This window comes from Streptomyces gardneri (assembly GCF_006539185.1).
Classification (GTDB): domain Bacteria; phylum Actinomycetota; class Actinomycetes; order Streptomycetales; family Streptomycetaceae; genus Streptomyces; species Streptomyces gardneri.
Window position 1 is genome coordinate 102321 of sequence record NZ_BJMN01000033.1, and the last position, 20247, is coordinate 122567.

The 20247-nt window shown below is 69.7% G+C and carries 16 protein-coding genes; 4 read left to right on the plus strand and 12 right to left on the minus strand.

What is annotated here, in order from left to right:
• Nucleotides 1-55 precede the first annotated feature (55 nt).
• From prcA to arc, 5 genes are all read right to left on the minus strand, one after another.
• Nucleotides 56-808, minus strand: coding sequence for a proteasome subunit alpha (prcA, locus tag SGA01_RS25140; RefSeq protein ID WP_141298688.1), 753 nt, complete (start codon nucleotides 806-808; stop codon nucleotides 56-58).
• A 46-nt stretch (nucleotides 809-854) separates the two neighbouring features.
• The gene (gene prcB, locus SGA01_RS25145) at nucleotides 855-1694 is read right to left on the minus strand and encodes a proteasome subunit beta (RefSeq protein ID WP_141298690.1); all 840 of its coding nucleotides are present in this window, start codon (nucleotides 1692-1694) and stop codon (nucleotides 855-857) included.
• A gap of 161 nt (nucleotides 1695-1855) precedes the next feature.
• On the minus strand, nucleotides 1856-2068 hold the full coding sequence (locus SGA01_RS25150) for a ubiquitin-like protein Pup (RefSeq protein WP_055644448.1): 213 nt from the start codon (nucleotides 2066-2068) through the stop codon (nucleotides 1856-1858).
• 160 nt (nucleotides 2069-2228) lie between these two features.
• Nucleotides 2229-3740 (minus strand): depupylase/deamidase Dop, encoded by a 1512-nt coding sequence (dop, locus tag SGA01_RS25155; protein ID WP_141298692.1) that lies wholly within the window; start codon nucleotides 3738-3740, stop codon nucleotides 2229-2231.
• A 201-nt stretch (nucleotides 3741-3941) separates the two neighbouring features.
• Nucleotides 3942-5708 (minus strand): proteasome ATPase, encoded by a 1767-nt coding sequence (arc, locus tag SGA01_RS25160; protein ID WP_141298694.1) that lies wholly within the window; start codon nucleotides 5706-5708, stop codon nucleotides 3942-3944.
• A 242-nt stretch (nucleotides 5709-5950) separates the two neighbouring features.
• Here arc and SGA01_RS25165 point away from each other — a divergent pair, with 242 nt between their 5' ends.
• Nucleotides 5951-6262 (plus strand): ferredoxin, encoded by a 312-nt coding sequence (locus tag SGA01_RS25165; protein ID WP_024755477.1) that lies wholly within the window; start codon nucleotides 5951-5953, stop codon nucleotides 6260-6262.
• A gap of 4 nt (nucleotides 6263-6266) precedes the next feature.
• Here SGA01_RS25165 and SGA01_RS25170 read toward each other — a convergent pair whose 3' ends face one another.
• The 3 genes from SGA01_RS25170 to SGA01_RS25180 form a co-directional block, all read right to left on the minus strand.
• Nucleotides 6267-6860 carry a hypothetical protein gene (locus SGA01_RS25170; RefSeq protein ID WP_141298696.1) on the minus strand — a complete coding sequence of 198 codons (594 nt, stop codon included), beginning with the start codon at nucleotides 6858-6860 and terminating at the stop codon, nucleotides 6267-6269.
• A gap of 210 nt (nucleotides 6861-7070) precedes the next feature.
• Nucleotides 7071-7958 carry a tRNA (adenine-N1)-methyltransferase gene (locus SGA01_RS25175; protein WP_015032448.1) on the minus strand — a complete coding sequence of 296 codons (888 nt, stop codon included), beginning with the start codon at nucleotides 7956-7958 and terminating at the stop codon, nucleotides 7071-7073.
• Between the two features lie 88 nt (nucleotides 7959-8046).
• Complete coding sequence (locus SGA01_RS25180) at nucleotides 8047-9180, minus strand: site-2 protease family protein (protein WP_229918048.1); 1134 nt, start codon at nucleotides 9178-9180, stop codon at nucleotides 8047-8049.
• A gap of 180 nt (nucleotides 9181-9360) precedes the next feature.
• On the opposite strand from SGA01_RS25180, the gene SGA01_RS25185 reads away from it, so the two are divergent.
• Entirely contained in the window at nucleotides 9361-10263 is a 903-nt protein-coding gene (locus SGA01_RS25185) for a RecB family exonuclease (RefSeq protein WP_229918025.1), read from the plus strand.
• Between the two features lie 46 nt (nucleotides 10264-10309).
• Nucleotides 10310-10984 (plus strand): response regulator, encoded by a 675-nt coding sequence (locus tag SGA01_RS25190; protein WP_055644443.1) that lies wholly within the window; start codon nucleotides 10310-10312, stop codon nucleotides 10982-10984.
• Between the two features lie 67 nt (nucleotides 10985-11051).
• Here the strand turns inward: SGA01_RS25190 and SGA01_RS25195 are convergent, their stop codons facing one another.
• The 4 genes from SGA01_RS25195 to metH form a co-directional block, all read right to left on the minus strand.
• Entirely contained in the window at nucleotides 11052-12632 is a 1581-nt protein-coding gene (locus SGA01_RS25195) for an ABC transporter substrate-binding protein (RefSeq protein WP_141298700.1), read from the minus strand.
• Between the two features lie 75 nt (nucleotides 12633-12707).
• Nucleotides 12708-14297: an ABC transporter substrate-binding protein gene (locus SGA01_RS25200; protein ID WP_141298702.1), complete on the minus strand. Its 1590-nt coding sequence runs from the start codon at nucleotides 14295-14297 to the stop codon at nucleotides 12708-12710.
• A 462-nt stretch (nucleotides 14298-14759) separates the two neighbouring features.
• Entirely contained in the window at nucleotides 14760-15458 is a 699-nt protein-coding gene (locus SGA01_RS25205) for an HAD family hydrolase (protein WP_141298704.1), read from the minus strand.
• A 130-nt stretch (nucleotides 15459-15588) separates the two neighbouring features.
• Complete coding sequence (gene metH / locus SGA01_RS25210; RefSeq protein WP_141298706.1) at nucleotides 15589-19101, minus strand: methionine synthase; 3513 nt, start codon at nucleotides 19099-19101, stop codon at nucleotides 15589-15591.
• A 243-nt stretch (nucleotides 19102-19344) separates the two neighbouring features.
• On the opposite strand from metH, the gene SGA01_RS25215 reads away from it, so the two are divergent.
• A complete protein-coding gene (locus SGA01_RS25215) occupies nucleotides 19345-20109 on the plus strand; it encodes an IclR family transcriptional regulator (RefSeq protein ID WP_141298708.1) in 765 nt (254 codons plus the stop codon).
• The last annotated feature ends 138 nt before the right edge of the window (nucleotides 20110-20247 follow it).

Sequence of the window (20247 nt, forward strand, 5' to 3'; positions counted from 1 at the left end):
ACGCCGAGGGCCCCGGTCCGCTCGCGCGCACCGGGGCCCCTCCGACAAAGAGCGCCTACTCCTCGGGAACCTCGTCCGAAGGCTCGTCCGTCTTCGTCACGGCCGCGTTGTCCGCCTGCAGGAGGCGGGACAGCTGGCGGCCGACGATCCGCTTGAACTTGCGCTGCTGCGGGCGCGTGCGGTCCAGGACCGCCACCTCGAGGCGCTCCGCGGGGATCTCCCGCTCGCTGCCGTTGGTGTCCCGCGAGAGCGCCTGCACGGCCAGCTTCAGGGCCTCGGCCAGGGACATGCCGTCCCGGTGCCGCTGGTCCAGGAAGGAGCTGATCTGCTCCGCGTTTCCGCCGACCGCGACCGAGCCGTGCTCGTCCACGATCGAGCCGTCGTGGGGCAGCCGGTAGATCTGGTCGCCCTCCGGCTCGTCGCCGACCTCGGCGACGACCAGCTCCACCTCGTACGGCTTCTCCCCCGCGCTGGAGAAGATCGTGCCGAGCGTCTGGGCGTAGACGTTGGCCAGGCCGCGCGCGGTGACGTCGTCCCGGTCGTAGGTGTAGCCCCGCAGGTCGGCGTAGCGCACGCCGCCGATGCGGAGGTTCTCGTACTCGTTGTACTTGCCGGCGGCGGCGAAGCCGATCCGGTCGTAGATCTCGCTGAACTTGTGCAGGGCTCGCGAGGGGTTCTCGCCGACGAAGACGATGCCGTCCGTGTACTGGAGGACGACGAGGCTGCGGCCTCGGGCGATGCCCTTGCGGGCGTACTCCGCCCGGTCGGCCATGGCCTGCTGGGGTGAGACGTAGAACGGAGTGGACACCGGCGGTCCGTCCCTTTCTTCTGGGCTCCTACAGAGCGACGAGTGGTCAGAGCAGGGCGGCGCGCGGCCCGTCGGGCTGCGTGAGGCGCCGCTCGGTGACCGACCGGGCCAGCTCGGAGGACTCGGCCTCGGTGAGCCTGCGGAAACCCTCCTCGGTGATGACGGTGACGAGCGGGTAGATCCGGCGGGCCATGTCGGGGCCACCGGTCGCCGAGTCGTCGTCCGCCGCGTCGTAGAGCGCCTGCACGACCAGGGTCGTGGCCTGGTGCTCGGTGAGGTCGGGACTGTAGAGCTTCTTCATCGACCCGCGGGCGAAGATCGATCCGGAGCCGGTGGCCGCGTAGCCCTGCTCCTCGGAGCGACCGCCGGTCACGTCGTAGGAGAAGATCCGGCCCTTGCCCTTGCCTTCGTCCCAGCCCGCGAAGAGCGGCACGACGGCGAGGCCCTGCATGGCCATGCCGAGGTTGCCGCGGATCATGGTGGAGAGGCGATTCGCCTTGCCCTCCAGGGAGAGCGTGGCGCCCTCCACCTTCTCGAAGTGCTCCAGCTCCAGCTGGAAGAGCTTGACCATCTCCACGGCGAGACCGGCGGTGCCGGCGATGGCGACGGCGGAGTACTCGTCGGCCGGGAAGACCTTCTCCATGTCGCGCTGCGCGATCATGTTGCCCATGGTGGCCCGCCGGTCGCCGGCGAGGACGACACCGCCGTCGAAGGTGACCGCCACGATGGTCGTGCCGTGCGGGGCGTCGAGGACGCCCTCCGGCAGCTTGCGGTGGCTCGGCAGCAGCTCCGGCGAGTACGCCGACAGGAAGTCCAGGAACGAGGACGATCCCGGCGTCAGGAAGGCCGCCGGCAGACGCCCGGTGCTACGAGGGTTGGCTTCCACGCGATTCCTTCCGGGTGGGAGAGTCGGCCCGCCGTGGGACGCACGAGCCGATCTTGCTTGCTGTGCACGGACCATACCCGTGCCACCGCCTGTCATCCGTCCCCGGACCCACGGCTTTCACCAGGGCTCCGGGGACGGAGGTGTACAGGCGCGGGAGGCGGCTACTCGCCGCCCTTCTGGACGAAGCTACGAACGAACTCCTCCGCGTTGGACTCGAGGACGTCGTCGATCTCGTCCAGCACGGAGTCCACGTCGTCGCTCAGCTTCTCCTGGCGTTCCTGGAGATCGGAGCTCGCCTCCGTGGTGGTCTCCTCGACCTCCTCCGTGGAACGCGTCGCCTTCTGCTGTCCGCCGCCGGTGTCCTTGGTCGCCATATCCCTCACCCCGCTCGAAATCGGCCCGCTCGGTTGAGTCCGTACAAGATCAGACCCTATAGGTCGGGTCTGACTTCGGCCCCGCAGTTTCCACATCGCCCGGGCACTGATTCCATGATTCCCAGTGCCGGGGCATTTCAGGCCCGTACCGGGCCCCCGATCATCCGCCGGACAGGACGCGGACGAGTTCCTCCGCGGTCCGGCAGCGGTCCAGGAGCGCCTTCACATGGGCCTTGGTGCCGCGCAGCGGCTCCAGGGTCGGTACGCGCTGGAGCGAGTCCCGGCCCGGCAGGTCGAAGATCACCGAGTCCCAGGAGGCCGCGGCGACGTCGTCGGCGTACTGCTCCAGGCAGCGGCCCCGGAAATAGGCCCTGGTGTCCTCCGGAGGCACCGTCTCGGCCTGCCGCACCTCGGGCTCCTCCAGGAGCCGCTTCATGCGCCCTCGGGCCACCAGACGGTTGTACAGGCCCTTCTCGGGGCGCACGTCCGCGTACTGGAGGTCCACCAGGTGCAGGCGGGCCGCGTCCCAGTCCAGGCCGTCCCGGCGCCGGTAGCCCTCCATGAGCTCCCGCTTGGCGATCCAGTCGAGCTCGCCGGCCAGGCTCATCGGGTCGTTCTCGAGCCGGTTGAGGGTGTCCTCCCAGCGCGTGAGGACGTCCTTCGTCTGCTCGTCCGCGTCCGAGCCGTACCGCTCGTCCACGTACTTCCTGGCCAGCTCGAAGTACTCCATCTGGAGCTGGACCGCGGTGAGCGTCCGGCCGCTGCGGAGCGTGACCAGGTACTGGAGGGTCGGGTCGTGCGAGACCTGATGGAGCGTCCTGACCGGCTGGTCGACGGCGAGGTCCACGGTGATGAACCCGTCCTCGATCATCGACAGGACCAGCGCGGTCGTGCCGAGCTTGAGGTAGGTCGAGATCTCCGAGAGGTTGGCGTCCCCGATGATCACGTGCAGGCGGCGGTACCTCTCGGCGTCCGCGTGCGGCTCGTCGCGCGTGTTGATGATGGGCCGCTTGAGGGTGGTCTCCAGCCCCACCTCGACCTCGAAGTAGTCGGCGCGCTGACTGATCTGGAAGCCGTTCTCCCGGCCGTCCTGACCGATACCGACCCGGCCCGCGCCGGTCACGACCTGGCGGGAGACGAAGAAGGGGGTCAGATGACGCACGATGTCCGAGAAGGGGGTCTCCCGCTTCATCAGGTAGTTCTCGTGCGTGCCGTAGGAGGCGCCCTTGTTGTCGGTGTTGTTCTTGTAGAGGTGGATCGGCTGGGCTCCGGGGAGCTGGGCGGCGCGGACGGCCGCCTCCGCCATGATCCGCTCGCCGGCCTTGTCCCAGAGGACGGCGTCCCGCGGGTTGGTGACCTCCGGCGAGCTGTACTCGGGGTGGGCGTGGTCCACGTAGAGCCGGGCACCGTTGGTGAGGATCACGTTGGCCAGGCCGATGTCCTCGTCGGTCAGCTGGCTGGAGTCTGCGGCCTCGCGGGCGAGGTCGAAGCCGCGGGCGTCCCGCAGCGGATTCTCCTCCTCGAAGTCCCAGCGGGCGCGGCGCGCCCGGTGCATCGCCGCCGCGTAGGCGTTGACGATCTGGGACGAGGTGAGCATGGCATTGGCGTTCGGGTGCCCTGGGACGGAGATCCCGTACTCCGTCTCGATGCCCATTACTCGCCGTACGGTCATGCGGCCCTCCTTGCCCGGCGTCGCTCACAGTGCGCGACTCGGCGTTACCGAAGAGCCTAGAACGGCTCCGCGCTGGTGGGGAGATCACTTGCGGTATTTCCCGTGCTGTCGGAAGGAACCCGTGCTGCCGGGAGGAATTCTGGACGGAATGCGGCGGCTGCGGATGCCCGGTTTCCGGACATCCGCAGCCGGTGTGCGTTTTTACAGGTACTGACCGGTGTTGGCCACCGTGTCGATGGAGCGTCCCGTGTCCGCGCCCTGCTTTCCGGTGACGAGGGTGCGGATGAAGACGATCCGCTCGCCCTTCTTTCCGGAGATCCGGGCCCAGTCGTCGGGGTTGGTGGTGTTGGGCAGGTCCTCGTTCTCCTTGAACTCGTCCACGCAGGCCTGGAGGAGGTGGGAGACGCGGATGCCCTTCTGGTTGTGGTCGAGGAAGGCCTTGATGGCCATCTTCTTGGCCCGGTCGACGATGTTCTGGATCATCGCGCCGGAGTTGAAGTCCTTGAAGTAGAGGACTTCCTTGTCGCCGTTGGCGTACGTGACTTCGAGGAAGCGGTTCTCCTCGGATTCCGCGTACATCTGCTCGACGACCGACTGGATCATTCCGTGGGCGGCAGCGGCCTTCGAGCCGCTGTGCTCGGAGATGTCGTCCGTGTGGAGCGGCAGGGTGGCCGTGAGGTACTTCGCGAAGATGTCCTTCGCGGCCTCCGCGTCCGGACGCTCGATCTTGATCTTGACGTCGAGCCGGCCGGGCCGCAGGATCGCGGGGTCGATCATGTCCTCGCGGTTGGAGGCGCCGATGACGATGACGTTCTCCAGGCCCTCCACACCGTCGATCTCGGCGAGCAGCTGGGGGACGATGGTGTTCTCCACGTCCGAGCTGACACCGGATCCGCGGGTGCGGAAGAGGGATTCCATCTCGTCGAAGAAGACGATGACGGGGGTGCCCTCGCTCGCCTTCTCCCTCGCACGCTGGAAGACGAGGCGGATGTGCCGCTCGGTCTCGCCGACGTACTTGTTGAGGAGCTCGGGCCCCTTGATGTTGAGGAAGTAGGACTTCCCCGCGGGCTGGCCGGTCACCTCGGCGACCTTCTTGGCCAGCGAATTGGCCACGGCCTTCGCGATCAGCGTCTTGCCGCAGCCCGGCGGCCCGTAGAGCAGGATGCCCTTGGGCGGTCGGAGTTCGTGCTCCTTGAAGAGGTCGGGGTAGAGGTACGGGAGCTCGACCGCGTCGCGGATCAGCTCGATCTGGTTGCCCAGACCGCCGATCTTGTCGTAGTCGACGTCCGGGACCTCTTCCAGAACGAGCTCTTCGACCTCGCTCTTGGGGATGACCTCGTAGACGTAGCCGGACCTGGCGTCGAGCAGCAGGGCGTCGCCGGGGCGGATGGTGACGTCCAGCAGAGGCTCGGCGAGCCTCACCACCCGCTCCTCGTCGGTGTGCCCGACCACCAGGGCGCGCTCGCCGTCCTCGAGGATCTCCTTGAGGGTGACGATGTCCCCGGCACGCTCGTACTCCATGGCCTCGACCACGTTGAGCGCTTCGTTGAGCATGACTTCCTGGCCACGTCGGAGCTCTTCGAGCTCGACGCTGGGGCTCACGTTCACCCGGAGCTTGCGGCCCCCGGTGAAGATGTCGCACGTGCCGTCCTCGTTCGCCTGCAGGAAGACACCGAAGCCGGCCGGCGGCTGTGCGAGCCGGTCGACCTCCTCCTTGAGGGCCACGATCTGGTCGCGGGCCTCACGGAGCGTATTGGCGAGCCGCTCGTTCTGCGCGGACACGCCGGCCAGGTTCGTCTGCAGCTCGACGATCCGCTCTTCGAGAATCCTCGTGTGTCGCGGAGAGTCGGCGAGCTTGCGGCGCAGGACGGCGATTTCCTGCTCGAGATAGGCAACCTGACCGGCGGGGTCCTCAGACCCTCGCCCCGGCCGGATGCCGCGGTTGATGTCGTCGTCGTGGGCTGCCACGGTCCTCACCTCCTCCAAGGGGAGCTGGACGCTTCCTGACCCTACCTGCGTGGGTGGTGATTGAAACCCCTAGATCAAAAAGACTCAGGGCCGTGTCCGATCTTCACCCTTGCGCTTCCCCTCTCGCCAGGGGAATACCCACCCTTTCGCCGTCTGAAAGCGGGCGGTTGTATCGTCGTCATGGGTCAACACCCTTCAGAGGTGGCCCGACTTACCCGCGCGAAGCAGAAACGGCAGGAGAAATGACCGTGCAGAACGAGGCCCCGGCAACGGGCGTCGAAGAGGCGCTGGAGGTCTGGATCGACCAGGACCTGTGCACCGGGGACGGGATCTGCGCGCAGTACGCTCCCGAGGTCTTCGAGCTGGACATCGACGGGCTCGCGTATGTGAAGAGCGCAGACGACGAGCTGCTCCAGGACAGCGGGGCGACGACCCCGGTGCCGCTGCCGCTGCTCCAGGACGTGGTGGACTCGGCGAAGGAGTGCCCGGGCGACTGCATCCACGTGCGCCGGGTCGCCGACAAGGTCGAGGTGTACGGCCCCGACGCCGAGTGACGGGTCAGGCGCTCCGCGCCTCGGCACGGGCGACGCGTACGAAGGCTCCGCCCTGCCAGTTCCAGCTGACCTGCTCCTTCTCGTCGGGGCAGCACATGGGGACGTCGGGGGACGAGTAGCCGAGCAGCGTGGCGTGCACCGCTCCGTCGCGCACGGCGAGCCCGGTGACGTTCTTGCCGTCCTTCGGCGCGACGAGCGTGGCCACCACGCGCGCGGGGGCGCCCTCACCCCTGCCGCGGGTCAGGACGTAGACGCCGCTCGGCGGCGTGCCGGAGCCGGCTTCGCAGTGCACGACCGCAACGGTCTCCGGGTTCCCGTCGCCGTCGAGGTCGCCTGAGACGCGCTTCGCGACCTTGTGGGCCGCTCCCCGGCACTCCAGGGGGTAGTCGGCCTCGGCGGCCTCGGGAGCGGGCGCCGGACGCGGGGCCGCGGGAGCCGCGGGGGCCGCCGTGGCTCCGGCGGGGCCGGGCTGGAGCAGTCCGGCCAGGGCGACGACCGCGGCGGTCGCGGTGGCGGTCGCCAGCCAGTGCGCCGGCCTGGCGTGGGTGTGCGCGAGGTCCGGCAGATCCGCGGGGTCCTGGGCGGCGGAGTGCTGCACGCGAGAGGTCTCCTGTGAGGGCTGTCCGGAGGGTTTCGGGCATCGTGCCACACGTCACAGGGGGACGGAACAGGCGGGGCCTCACCGAGCGTCGCCGGGGCCGCCCGTACGTCGCCGGAACAGGCCGCGCGCCCGAACATGAGGACGCCGCCGTCGAGTTCCCTCCCGCGGGCGGGAACTCGACGGCGGCGCCGTGTGGGTGTCGGGACGTCAGCCCTTGTTGGGGCCTTCGTAGTCCTCGCCGTACGCGCCCTTGGCGGGGCGACGGCGGCGCATCGGGGGCTCGACACCGTCCGCGAGGCGGCGGGCGGTGACGAGGAAGCCGGTGTGGCCGATCATGCGGTGATCGGGCCGGACGGCGAGACCCTCGACGTGCCAGTTGCGGATCATGGACTCCCAGGGCTGCGGCTCGGCGTAGCAGCCGAACTCGCGGATGGACTCCACGGTGCGCGCGAGCTGGGTGGTGGTCGCCACGTAGCAGCAGAGGATGCCGCCGGGGACGAGGGCCTTGGAGACGGCCTCCAGGCACTCCCAGGGAGCGAGCATGTCCAGGATGACGCGGTCGACGTCCGTGTCGGACAGGTTGTCCTGGAGGTCGCCGACGGTCAGCTGCCAGGCCGGGTGGGGGCCGCCGAAGTAGCGCTCGACGTTGCCCTTCGCGATCTCGGCGAAGTCCTCACGGCGCTCGTAGGAGTGCAGCATGCCGCTGTCGCCGATGGCGCGCAGGAGGAAGCTGCTCAGCGAGCCCGAGCCCACTCCCGCTTCCACGACGCGCGCGCCGGGGAAGATGTCGGCGAAGGCCAGGATCTGCCCCGCGTCCTTGGGGTAGACCACGGCGGCGCCGCGGGGCATGGACAGGACATAGTCGGGGAGCAGGGGGCGCAACGCGAGGTAGGCGACGTTTCCGGTGGTGCGGACAACGCTGCCCTCGGGGGCGCCGATCAGTTCGTCGTGCGGGAAAGAACCCTTGTGGGTGTGGAAGTTCTTTCCCTCTTCGAGCGTGAACGTGTAGTGACGGCCCTTGGGGTCGGTCAGCTGAACCTGGTCCCCGACCTTGAAGGGCCCGCGTCGGCGGGCGGCACCGGTCGGTTCGGACATGTGAGCACCTTATCAAGGGCTTCCTCGCCTCCGGCCCGCTCCAGTCGGCGCCGACGCGGGCCTTCGGCTCGGAAGCCGAGTACCGGGCTCAGGAGGACGGGCGTGCCATGGCCCTGACGAACGCGCGCTCCACGTCGGTGGTGGCGAGGACGCCGTAGATCTCGCCGGTCTCCTCGACGACGAGGTACTCGGTGGCGGGGCTGGCGCGGAGGTGGTCGAGGAGGGGCTGGCCGGTGAGCTCCGCGGGGACGCGCATGCCGTCCACGAGGTCCTGGGTGAGGGCGCTGACGGCGACCCAGGGGCGGCGGTGCTGCGGGACGGCGGCGATCGCGGCCTCGCGGACGATGCCGGTGGGGTCGCCTCCGCCGTCGACGACGACGAGGGCGCGGGCGCCGGCCTCGTTGGCGCGGCGGAGGGCCTCGGAGAGGGGGGTGGTGGGTTCGACGGGGATGGCGCGCCGGGTGAGGGCGCGGGCGCGGAGCTCGGGGAGGTGCTCGCGGAGCCGGGCCACGCGGAGGCTGTTGCCTGCGCCGGTCCAGATGATGGCGGCGAGGATCGCGGCGAGCAGGGCGTCGGTGACGGTGTTGAAGCCGCTGATGTCCTCGGTGGAGTTGCCGAGGAAGCCGGTGCGGGTGAGCAGCGGCAGGCCGACGAGGACCAGGACGGCGAGGGCGCGGCCGACCCAGGCGGCGGCGACGGTGCCGCTCATGGGCTTGCCGGTGATCTTCCAGACGACGGCGCGGAGCATGCGGCCGCCGTCGAGGGGAAGGCCCGGGAGGAGGTTGAAGGCGGCGACGATCAGGTTGGAGATCATCAGGCCGGCGAGGAGGACTCCGGGGACGGTGCCGGGCTCGACCGCGTACAGCGAGAGGTAGAACACACCGGAGAGGACGAGGGAGAGCAGCGGGCCGACGAAGGCGAGGACGAACTCGCGGCCGGGGGTCTCGGTCTCCTTCTCGATCTCGGAGACGCCGCCGAAGAACTGGAGCTGGATGCGGCGCACGGGCAGCTTGAAGCGGAGCGCGGCGATCGTGTGGGCCAGCTCGTGGACGAGCACGGAGGCGTAGAAGGCGACGGCGAAGAAGAGGGAGACGAGGTAGCGGGCGGCGCCGAGTTCGGGCAGGACCCGCTCGATCTGGTCGCCGAAGACCCAGGTGATGAGGGCGGCGACGAGGAACCAGCTGGGTGCGACGTAGACGGGCACGCCGAAGGGGCGGCCCATGAGGATCCCGCCGCCGGGCTCCTCGGTCCGCTGCGGCTTGGGCTCGTCCTGGTTCACGGGTTCCTTTCGTCGCGACGTGTGACCCACGTCGGTGCGTCACGGTTCGATCATGCAGTGCGACGGGGTCCCAGGTCGATGGTATTCCGCTCGCTGTCGGTGGCGGGTCGTAGGGTCTGTGTCATGAGTACGAGCGAGCAGGTGCCGGCGGAGCCCCGGGCGCCCATGTCGTTGTCGCCGTCGCGGGCGAGCGATTTCATGCAGTGTCCGCTGCTGTACCGGTTCCGGGTGATCGACCGGCTGCCGGAGAAGCCGAGTCCGGCGGCGACCCGGGGCACGCTGGTGCACGCGGTGCTCGAGCGGCTCTTCGACGACGAGGCGGCGGAGCGGACGGCGCCGCGGGCGAAGGCGATGGTTCCTGGGCAGTGGGAGCGGCTCCTGGAGTCGAAGCCGGAGCTGGGCGAGCTGTTCGCGGAGGATGCGGACGGGGAGCGTCTCGCGGGCTGGCTCGGCGAGGCGGAGCGGCTGGTCGAGCGCTGGTTCACGCTGGAGGACCCGACGCGTCTGGAGCCGGCCGAGCGCGAGCTGTTCGTGGAGACGGAGCTGGATTCGGGGCTGCGGCTGCGCGGGGTGATCGACCGGGTCGACGTGGCGCCCTCGGGTGACGTGCGGATCGTCGACTACAAGACGGGCAAGGCGCCCCGGCCCGAGTACCGCGAGGGCGCGCTGTTCCAGATGACGTTCTACGCGCTGGTGGTGTGGCGGCTGAAGCGGGTGCTGCCGCGGCGGCTGCAGCTGGTCTACCTGGGCAGTGGGGACGTGCTGACGTACGACCCGGTGGAGGCGGACCTGCTGCGGGTGGAGCGCAAGCTCCTGGCCCTGTGGGACGCGATCCGGCTGGCGACGGAGACGGGCGACTGGCGGCCGCGGCCGACGAAGCTCTGCGGCTGGTGCGACCACCAGGAGGTCTGTCCGGAGTTCGGCGGGACTCCCCCGGTGTATCCGTTGAAGATCGTTTCCGCGCGCCCGCCGGAGTCGGGCGAATCCGGGCAGGGCAGAATGGACCCGGCGCCGCCGGCACCGTGACGGCGGCCCGTGCCGTGAGCTCAGCCCGCCTCGTGAAGGAGTCCTTGTGACGATCCGCGTCCTCCTGGTCGACGATCAGCCGCTGCTGCGCACCGGCTTCCGGATGATTCTGGAGGCGGAGCAGGACATCGCGGTGGTGGGCGAGGCCGGTGACGGTCTCCAGGCGCAGGAGCAGGTGCGCGCGCTGCAGCCGGACGTGGTGCTGATGGACATCCGCATGCCGCGGATGGACGGCGTGGAGGCGACCCGGCAGATCACCGGTCCGGGCCGGGACGGTCCGGCGAAGGTGCTGGTGCTGACCACGTTCGACCTGGACGAGTACGTGGTGGAGGCGCTGCGGGCGGGGGCGAGCGGCTTCCTCCTGAAGGACGCCCCGGCGAACGAGCTGGTGCAGGCGATCCGCGTGGTGGCGGCGGGCGAGGCGATGCTGGCGCCGTCGATCACGCGTCGGCTGCTCGACAAGTACTCGGCGCATCTGCCGACGGGCGAGGAGCAGGTCCCGGACACCCTGAGCACGCTGACCGACCGCGAGGTCGAGGTGCTGAAGCTGGTGGCGCGGGGCTTGTCGAACGCGGAGATCGCGGCGGACCTGTTCGTCAGCGAGACGACGGTGAAGACGCACGTGGGCCATGTGCTGACGAAGCTGGGCCTGCGGGACCGGGTGCAGGCCGCGGTGTACGCGTACGAGAGCGGACTGGTGCGGCCCGGCGGCAATCAGTAGCCGGTCGCGAGGACGACGGAGGGGCCCGGTGCGCGTGTCGCGCGCCGGGCCCCTCCGTCGTGCGGGCTCAGCCCTTCTTCAGCTCCCAGAAGCGGAAGACGGTGGAGGCGTCGAGGGTCCATTCGAGGCCCGTGACGTCGTCGCGGGCGACGGCGTACTGCTTGCCCTGCCAGAGCGGGAGGAGCGGGAGTTCCTCGGCGACGAGGTCCTGGAGCTGCCCGTACTCGTCGGCGGAGGCGGCGCGGTCGGCGATGCCGGCGGTCTTCGGGAGGATCTTGCCGGTGATGGTGGCGTTCTCGTAGCCGTTGCCGAGGACGTTGCCCTCGCCGAAGAAGGGGGCGGTGAAGTTGTCGGCGTCCGGGTAGTCGGGGACCCAGCCCTTGACGTAGACGCCGTACTTGCCGGCGGCGATGTCCTTCTCGTACTGGTCGAAGGCGACGGACTTGACGTCGGCGTCGAAGAGGCCGCTGTCGTTGAGCTGGCCGGCGATGGCCTTGAGCTCCTGGTCGGTGGCCGGGCCGTAGCGGCTGGGCGTGGACCAGAGGGTGAGCTTCACCTTGCCGGTGATGTCGGCGTCGCGCAGGGCCTTCTTCGCCTTGGCCTTGTCGGGGCTGCCGTAGGTGTCGAAGAAGGCGGTGTTGTGGCCGGCGATGCCCGCCGGGACGATCGAGTACAGCGGCGTGGCCGTCGACTTGTAGACGTCCTCGACGAGCTCCTCGCGGTTGACGAGGTGGGCGATGGCCTTGCGGACGCCGAGCTTGCCGACGACCGGGTCCTTCACGTTGAAGACGAGGTGCTGGACCTCGGCGCTGTTGCCCTGCGTGACCTCGATGCCCCGGTCGTCGGTGGTGTCGGAGGTCTCGAGCGCGGCGATGTCGTCGGCGGACAGACCTCGGTAGGCGACGTCGATGTCGCCGTCGGCGAGGCCCTTGGAGAGGGCGGCGCGGTCTCCGCCGTAGAGCTTGAGGGTGACCGCCCCGTTCTTGGGCTTGGCGGTGCCCTTGTAGCCGGGGTTGGCGGAGAAGGTGGCCTCGGTCTCGCTGAAGGAGTCCAGCTTGTACGGGCCGGAGCCGGTGGCCTTGCCGTCGGTGCGCAGGGCGTCGGCGGGGTAGTCCCGGTGGTCGACGATGGAGCCGGCGCCGGAGGCGATCTTGCTGGGGAAGGTGGCGTCCGGGACCTTGAGGCGGAAGATGACGGTCCGCTCGTCGGGGGTCTCGATGGAGGCGATGCTGGAGAGCAGCGGCGCGGGACCGGACGGGTCGGCGATCTTGAGGGCCCGCTCGAAGGAGAACTTGACGTCCTTCGAGGTGAGCGGGTTGCCGTTGGAGAAGGTGAGGCCGTCCCGGAGGGTGCAGGTGTAGACCTTGCTGCCCGAGGTGAAGCCGCACTTGTCGGCGGCCTCGGGCTCGGGCTCGGAGCCGCCCTTGGGGAAGGCCAGCAGGGACTGGAAGACGTTGTTGAACAGCAGCCAGGAGCCGGGGTCGTAGCCGGCCGCCGGGTCGGTGGCGAGGATCTCGTCGGACATGCCGACGCGTATGCCGTCGCCGGAGCCGGAGCCTCCGCCCTGCTCGGTGCCGCAGCCGCTGAGGAGGGCGGCGGACAGCCCCGCGGCGAGCGGGGCCGTCAGCCACTTGTTGTGTGCCTTCACAGAACTTGCCTCTTGATCTCTTGCCAGGCCGGCCGCGCGCTGGTGCGCGGCCGGTATCCGATCCAGTCGACGGGGTTATGCGGTGCCGCGGCCCAGTTCCCAGAGCAGCAGGTCGGAGGACGTGTTGAGTGCGTACTCGACCCCCGTGAGGTCGTCGCGCGCGGCGACGTACTGCTTGCCCTGCCACAGCGGCAGGACGGGCACGTCCTCGGCGACGATCTTCTGGATCTGCGCGTAGACGGGGCTCGCGGCGGTGCGGTCGGCCTGGCGGCGTGACCGCGGGATGAGCTGGTCGCGGACGACCTTGTTGACATACGGGGTGTTGAGGAAGTTGTCGCTGTCCAGGAAGGGAGCGATGTAGTTGTCCGGGTCCGGGTAGTCCGGGAACCAGCCGAGGCCGTAGACGGCGTAGTCGCCGCGCTTCTGGGCCGGGCGGAAGGTGGACCACTCCGCGCCGCGGGTGGTGGCGTCGAAGAGTCCGCTGGCGACGAGCTGCTTCTTGAGCGCCTCGAACTCCTGGGCGGTCTCGGCGCCGTAGTGGTCGGTGGTGTAGTTCAGGGTCACCTTGACCGGGGTGCTGACGCCGGCGTCCTTGAGGATCTTGGCGGCGCGGGCGGTGTCGGAGTCGCCGTACGCGTCGTAGAAGGGGGTCGCGTGGCCGGTGATGCTGGAGGGGATCAGCGAGTAGAGCGGCTCGGCGGTGGGGCCGTAGACGCCGTTGACGAGGGCGCCCCGGTCGACGACGGCCGCCATGGCCTGGCGTACGGCCTTCTCCTTGACGGAGGGGGCCTTGGTGTTGAAGCCGAGGTAGCGGATCTCCAGGCCGGGGACCTCGGTGACGCGGATGCGTTCCTTGGGGGTCTCCGTGAGCTCCCTGATCTGCTTCTGCGACAGCGAGCGGGCCATCATGTCGATGTCGTCGCTCTCCAGGGCCTTGCCCATGGCGCCGGCGTCGGCGAAGGCGCGCAGCTCGACCTTCTCGTTGCGCGGGGCGATGTCGCCCTTGTAGTTCGGGTTCCTGGTGAAGACGAAGCGGGCGGCCTTCTCGCCCTCGCGCTCGACCTTCATCGTGTACGGGCCCGAGCCGTCGACGTCGAAGCCGTCACGCAGCTTGTCGGCGGGGTACTTGTCCTTGCTGAGGATGCCGGCGACCGGGGTCGAGAGCTTGTACGGGAAGGTGGCGTCGGGGGACTTGAGGTGGAAGACGACCTCGTCGGTGCCCTTGGCCTCGACGGTGTCGACGCCGGCGAGCAGCGCGGCCGTTCCGTTGTCCGACTTGATCTTCAGGACGCGCTCGATGGAGTACTTGACGTCCTCGGCGGTGACCGGCGTGCCGTCGGCGAAGGTGAGACCGGAGCGGAGCTTGCAGCGGTAGCTCTCGCTGGCCTTGTCGGAGAAGCCACAGCTCTGGGCGGCCTCGGGGACGGGCTCGCCGCCGCCACGGGGCACGTGCAGCAGCGTCTGGACGGTCTGCCGCAGGATGTTCCAGGTGCCGGTGTCGTAGGCGAAGGCCGGGTCGAGGGGGGCGGGGGCGTCCTCGTTCGCGATGAACTGGTCCGTGGTGCCGACGACGATGGCTCTGCCGTCCTCCGCTCCGCCACAGGCGGCGAGCAGGGGGGCCAGCAGTACGGCCGCGGCGGGCAGCACCAGGGTCTTGCGGTTCATCAGGGACGTTCTCCTCATCCGGCACTGGGATACAGCGGTCTGGGACACTCCGCCGCCGGCCGCCCGGTCGGGGCGGGAGCGATCGGGCCGGGTGTTGCGATCGATCCTGTGTTCACGGCGACTTGGGTGTGCGCCGGTGCACGCGGTTATACGGCGAAGTACTCGCGAAAGATTAGTGGGCGCGACCCCTATTGCCCGACCGCGGGCAGGCTCGGGGTAATCGCACAGTGATCATGAATACGGAAGGCTCGATAGTCATGCGGCGCCGCGATGCGGACGCCGGCCATCGAACCGGGACAGATGGGATCGCCCAAACCGCATGATTCCGGTCACCGAACGCATCCAGGCCACCCACCGATGGGCACTCTGGGTGACGAAGGTCACGTGGAGGCTTTATCGGTGAATGGCCTGGCCGATTTCCGCGCGGGAAAGCGCGGTCAGTCGGGAAAGCTCAGAAGAAGCTCAGATGCCGGTGATCAAAGTGCGCAGGAAGGGCACGTTGACTTCCTCAAGGGAACGCACCACGACCCGGCCCGGGGAAGGGGCGATCGGGGCGACGGAGGGCACCGCGACGACCCGGCAGCCCGCGGCCTCGGCGGCCGCCACACCGGTCGCCGTGTCCTCGATGACGGCGCAGAGCGTCGGGTCGGCGCCCACGCCGCGCGCGGCCGTCAGGTAGGGCTCGGGGTGCGGCTTGGTGCGGCCCACCTCGTCCCCGGCGACGGTGAGCGCGAAGCGGTCGCGGCCGAGCGAGGCGAGGATCCGGTCGATGATCCGCCGGTGCGAGGCGGAGACCAGGGCGGTGGGGATGTTGTGCCGGGCCAGCTCGGCGAGGAGCCGCTCGGCGCCGGGCATGAGCGGGACGCCCCGCGTGATGCGCTGCTCGAACTTCTCGTTGAGCAGGACCGTCAGCTCGGCGACGGTGATGTCGGCGCCGGTGGACTCGATGAGGTAGCCCGCGCTGCGGGTCATCGGGCCGCCGACCACGATGTCCCGCCAGGCCTCGTCCAGTCGGTGCCCGAGGTCGGCGAAGACCTCGACCTCGGCGTCCCACCAGAACCCCTCCGTGTCGACGAGGGTCCCGTCCATGTCGAGGAAGACCGCCTGCAGGGCGGAGCTTCCGTTCGTACGGAACAGGGACGCGGGGACCGTACTGGTCATCCGGCACACCTTCCTTGGAGGGACGAGAAGGCCGGCCCCCCTCCCCGGTACGGGGAGGAAGGCCGGCCTGCACTGGACCGACAAGTGTACGTCGCACGCGGCGAGGGCGCTCGGATTTACCTCACGACGCTCACCGGGCGTTGAAGTACGTCGCCTCCGGGTGATGGATCACGATGGCGTCGGTGGACTGCTCGGGGTGGAGCTGGAACTCCTCCGACAGGTGCACGCCGATCCGCTCCGGCCGCAGCAGGTCCGCGATCTTCGCGCGGTCCTCCAGGTCGGGGCAGGCGCCGTAGCCGAGGGAGAAGCGCGCGCCGCGGTACTTCAGCGCGAACATGTCCTCGACGGCCGCCGGGTCCTCGCCCGCGAAGCCCAGCTCGGCGCGGACGCGCGCGTGCCAGTACTCGGCGAGGGCCTCGGCGAGCTGGACGGAGAGGCCGTGCAGCTCCAGGTAGTCGCGGTAGGAGTCGGACTCGAAGAGCTTCGCGGTGGCCTCGCCGATCTTGGAGCCGACGGTGACGACCTGGAGGCCGACGACGTCGGTCTCGCCGGACTCCTCCGGGCGGAAGTAGTCCGCGAGGCAGAGACGGCGGCCCCGGCGCTGGCGCGGGAAGGAGAAGCGGGTCCGCTCGTTTCCTGCCTCGTCCAGGATGATCAGGTCGTCGCCCTTGGAGACACAGGGGAAGTATCCGTGGACGACGGCCGCCTCCAGGAGGTTCTCCGTGTGGAGGCGCTCCAGCCAGCCGCGCAGCCGCGGCCGGCCCTCGGTCTCGACGAGCTCCTCGTACGACGGTCCGTCCCCGGCCCGGTTCTGCTTGAGGCCCCACTGGCCCTTGAAGAGGGCGCCCTCGTCGAGCCAGGACGCGTACTCCTTGAGCGGGATGCCCTTGACGACCCGCGTGCCCCAGAAGGGCGGCGTCGGCACCCGGTTGTCGGTGGACACGTCGGAACGGCCGCCGGGCTCCTGCTCCTCGACCTGGAGGGCCGCCGCGTCCCGCTTCACGACCCGGCGCTGCTTGAGCTCGGGCAGCGCGGCTCCGGGGACGCCTCGCTTGACGGAGATGAGGGCGTCCATGAGGCGCAGGCCCTCGAAGGCGTCGCGGGCGTACCGGACCTCGCCCTGGTAGATCTCGTGGAGGTCCTGCTCGACGTAGGCCCGGGTGAGGGCCGCGCCGCCGAGGATCACGGGGTACTTGGCGGCCAGCTCGCGCTGGTTCAGCTCCTGGAGGTTCTCCTTCATGATCACGGTGGACTTCACGAGGAGGCCCGACATGCCGATGACGTCGGCCCGGTGCTCCTCGGCGGCTTCCAGGATCGCGGAGACGGGCTGCTTGATGCCGATGTTGACGACGTTGTAGCCGTTGTTCGAGAGGATGATGTCGACGAGGTTCTTGCCGATGTCGTGGACGTCTCCGCGGACCGTGGCGAGGACGATCGTGCCCTTCCCCTCGGCGTCCGACTTCTCCATGTGCGGTTCGAGGTGGGCGACCGCCGTCTTCATGACCTCGGCGGACTGGAGCACGAACGGCAGCTGCATCTGGCCGGAGCCGAAGAGCTCGCCGACGGTCTTCATGCCGTCGAGGAGGGTCTCGTTGACGATGTCGAGGGCGGGGCGCTCGGTGAGGGCCTCGTCGAGGTCCGCCTCCAGGCCGTTCTTCTCGCCGTCGATGATCCGGCGCTTGAGCCGCTCGTCGAGGGGCAGCGCGAGGAGCTCCTCGGTCTTGCCGGCCTTCATCGACTTGGTGTTGACGCCCTCGAAGAGCGCCATCAGCTTCTGCAGCGGGTCGTAGCCCTCGGCACGGCGGTCGTAGATCAGGTCGAGGGCGGTGGTGACCTGCTCGTCGTCGAAGCGGGCGATCGGCAGGATCTTCGAGGCGTGCACGATCGCCGAGTCGAGACCGGCCTTCACGCACTCGTCGAGGAAGACCGAGTTGAGCAGGATCCGCGCGGCCGGGTTGAGGCCGAAGGAGATGTTCGACAGGCCCAGCGTGGTCTGGACGTCCGGGTGGCGGCGCTTCAGCTCGCGGATCGCCTCGATCGTGGCGATGCCGTCCTTGCGGGACTCCTCCTGACCGGTGCAGATCGTGAAGGTCAGGGTGTCGATGAGGATGTCCGACTCGTGGATGCCCCAGTTGCCGGTGAGGTCGTCGATGAGCCGCTCGGCGATGGCGACCTTGTGCTCGACGGTACGGGCCTGGCCCTCCTCGTCGATGGTGAGGGCGATCAGCGCGGCGCCGTGCTCCTGCGCCAGTCGGGTGACCTTCGCGAAGCGGGACTCGGGGCCGTCGCCGTCCTCGTAGTTGACGGAGTTGATGACCGCGCGGCCGCCGAGCTTCTCCAGACCGGCCTGGATGACGTCGACCTCGGTGGAGTCGAGGACGATCGGCAGGGTGGACGCGGTGGCGAAGCGGCCGGCCAGCTCCTTCATGTCCGCGACGCCGTCGCGGCCGACGTAGTCGACGCAGAGGTCGAGCATGTGCGCGCCCTCGCGGATCTGGTCGCGGGCCATTTCGACGCAGTCGTCCCAGCGGGCCTCGAGCATGGCCTCGCGGAACTTCTTGGAGCCGTTGGCGTTCGTCCGCTCGCCGATCGCCATGTACGCGGTGTCCTGGCGGAAGGGGACCGTCTGGTAGAGCGAGGCGGCGCCGGGCTCGGGGTGGGGAGTGCGCTCGGGGGGCGTGACGCCGCGCACCCGGTCGACGACGTGGCGCAGGTGCTCGGGCGTCGATCCGCAGCAGCCGCCGATCAGCGACAGGCCGTAGTCGCGGACGAAGTTCTCCTGGGCGTCGGCCATCTCGGCCGGGGACAGCGGGAAGTACGCGCCGTCCTTGGTCAGGATGGGCAGGCCGGCGTTCGGCATGCACATCAGCGGCGTACGCGAGTGGCGGGCGAGGTAGCGCAGGTGCTCGCTCATCTCGGCCGGGCCGGTGGAGCAGTTCAGGCCGATCATGTCGATGCCGAGCGGTTCGAGCGCGGTCAGCGCCGCGCCGATCTCCGAGCCGAGCAGCATGACGCCCGTGGTCTCGAAGGCGAGCGAGCAGATCAGCGGCACGTCGACGCCCAGGGCGTCCATGGCGCGGCGCGCGCCGATGAGGCTCGACTTGGTCTGCAGCAGGTCCTGGGTCGTCTCGACGATCAGGGCGTCCGAGCCGCCGGCCAGCAGGCCCTCGGCGTTCTGCTGGTAGCCGTCGCGCAGGACGTCGTACGTGGTGTGGCCGAGCGACGGCAGCTTGGTGCCGGGGCCGATGGAGCCCAGCACCCAGCGCTGACGGCCGTCCTTGGCGCTGTACTCGTCGGCGACCTCGCGGGCGATCCGGGCGCCCGCCTCGGAGAGCTCGAAGATGCGGTCGGCGATCTCGTACTCGCCGGCGGCCGAGTGGTTGGAGCCGAAGGTGTTCGTCTCGACGCAGTCGACGCCGACCTCGAAGTACGCCTCGTGGACCGAGCGCACGATGTCGGGGCGGGTCACGTTCAGGATCTCGTTGCAGCCTTCGAGGTTCTGGAAGTCCTCGAGGGTGGGGTCCTGCGCCTGGAGCATGGTGCCCATGGCTCCGTCGGCGACGACGACTCGCTCGGCGAGTGCCTCACGGAGGGCTGCGGCGCGGTTCCGGCTGTCAGCGGAAGGGGTCGGCAACGAGGCCATGGATGAGCTCCCTGGGATGCGACGGCTGTCGGCTTTGCACTCTCGGTGGAGGGTGCACGGGGTCAGCGTAACCGCGCTTGCCCCGGGGTGGACATGGCGTCTTACGAGCCGGACGGCATTCTGTGTGCGGGGACTCCCGGTACGGCCCGTTCTTGACCGACACTGTCATGTGTGAGCCAAGGTCGGCATCGACCGATAGTGTTCAGCATTGTCGAACAGTGTGAGAGGGAGAAGGGTCGGGCGATGGCGAAGAACATCCAGTCGCTTGAACGGGCGGCGGCGATGCTGCGACTGCTCGCGGGCGGCGAGCGCCGGCTCGGCCTGTCCGACATCGCGTCCTCGCTGGGGCTCGCGAAGGGGACGGCCCACGGCATCCTGCGCACCCTCCAGGCGGAGGGCTTCGTGGAGCAGGAGGCGGCCTCGGGCCGCTACCAGCTGGGGGCGGAGCTGCTGCGGCTCGGCAACAGCTATCTGGACGTGCACGAGCTGCGGGCCCGGGCCCTCGTCTGGACGGACGACCTCGCGCGGTCGAGCGGCGAGAGCGTGCACCTGGGGGTGCTGCACCAGCGGGGCGTCCTGATCGTGCACCACGTCTTCCGGCCGGACGACAGTCGTCAGGTCCTGGAGGTCGGGGCCATGCAGCCGCTGCACTCCACCGCGCTCGGGAAGGTCCTCTCGGCCTACGACCCGGTGGCCCACAGCGAGGTGCTGGAGGTCGAACGGGAGGCGTTCACGCCCCGGACGACCACGGAGCTGCCCGCCTTCGAGTCGCTGCTCGACCTCACGCGGGCCAAGGGCTGGGCCGAGGACGTGGAGGAGACCTGGGAGGGCGTGGCCTCGGTGGCGGCGCCGATCCACGACCGGCGGCGGATGCCGGTGGGCGCGGTGGCGGTCACGGGCGCGGTGGAGCGGATCTGCCCGGGCGGGGAGCTGCGCCCCGAGCTGGTCGCGGCGGTGCGGGACTGCGCCCGCGCCGTCTCCCGGGACCTGGGCGCCGGCCGCTTCTGACGGCGCGCCTGACGCCCGTTCCGTACGGGCGGGCCCCGCACCGACACGCCCCGCGCCGACGAACCCGCGCGAACGACCCGTACGAACGGACCTCCCGAACGAACCCGCCGGTAACGATCCCGTTATCGGCGGGGTTTT

Excerpts from the sequence above, each read along its gene's own strand:
- SGA01_RS25150 (WP_055644448.1), bottom strand. The coding sequence starts at position 2,068 with ATGGCGACCAAGGACACCGGCGGCGGACAGCAGAAGGCGACGCGTTCC.
- dop (WP_141298692.1), bottom strand. The coding sequence starts at position 3,740 with ATGACCGTACGGCGAGTAATGGGCATCGAGACGGAGTACGGGATCTCC.
- SGA01_RS25165 (WP_024755477.1), top strand. The coding sequence starts at position 5,951 with ATGACCGTGCAGAACGAGGCCCCGGCAACGGGCGTCGAAGAGGCGCTG.
- SGA01_RS25175 (WP_015032448.1), bottom strand. The coding sequence starts at position 7,958 with ATGTCCGAACCGACCGGTGCCGCCCGCCGACGCGGGCCCTTCAAGGTC.
- SGA01_RS25180 (WP_229918048.1), bottom strand. The coding sequence starts at position 9,180 with ATGGGCCGCCCCTTCGGCGTGCCCGTCTACGTCGCACCCAGCTGGTTC.
- SGA01_RS25185 (WP_229918025.1), top strand. The coding sequence starts at position 9,361 with ATGAGTACGAGCGAGCAGGTGCCGGCGGAGCCCCGGGCGCCCATGTCG.
- SGA01_RS25200 (WP_141298702.1), bottom strand. The coding sequence starts at position 14,297 with ATGAACCGCAAGACCCTGGTGCTGCCCGCCGCGGCCGTACTGCTGGCC.
- SGA01_RS25205 (WP_141298704.1), bottom strand. The coding sequence starts at position 15,458 with ATGACCAGTACGGTCCCCGCGTCCCTGTTCCGTACGAACGGAAGCTCC.
- metH (WP_141298706.1), bottom strand. The coding sequence starts at position 19,101 with ATGGCCTCGTTGCCGACCCCTTCCGCTGACAGCCGGAACCGCGCCGCA.
- SGA01_RS25215 (WP_141298708.1), top strand. The coding sequence starts at position 19,345 with ATGGCGAAGAACATCCAGTCGCTTGAACGGGCGGCGGCGATGCTGCGA.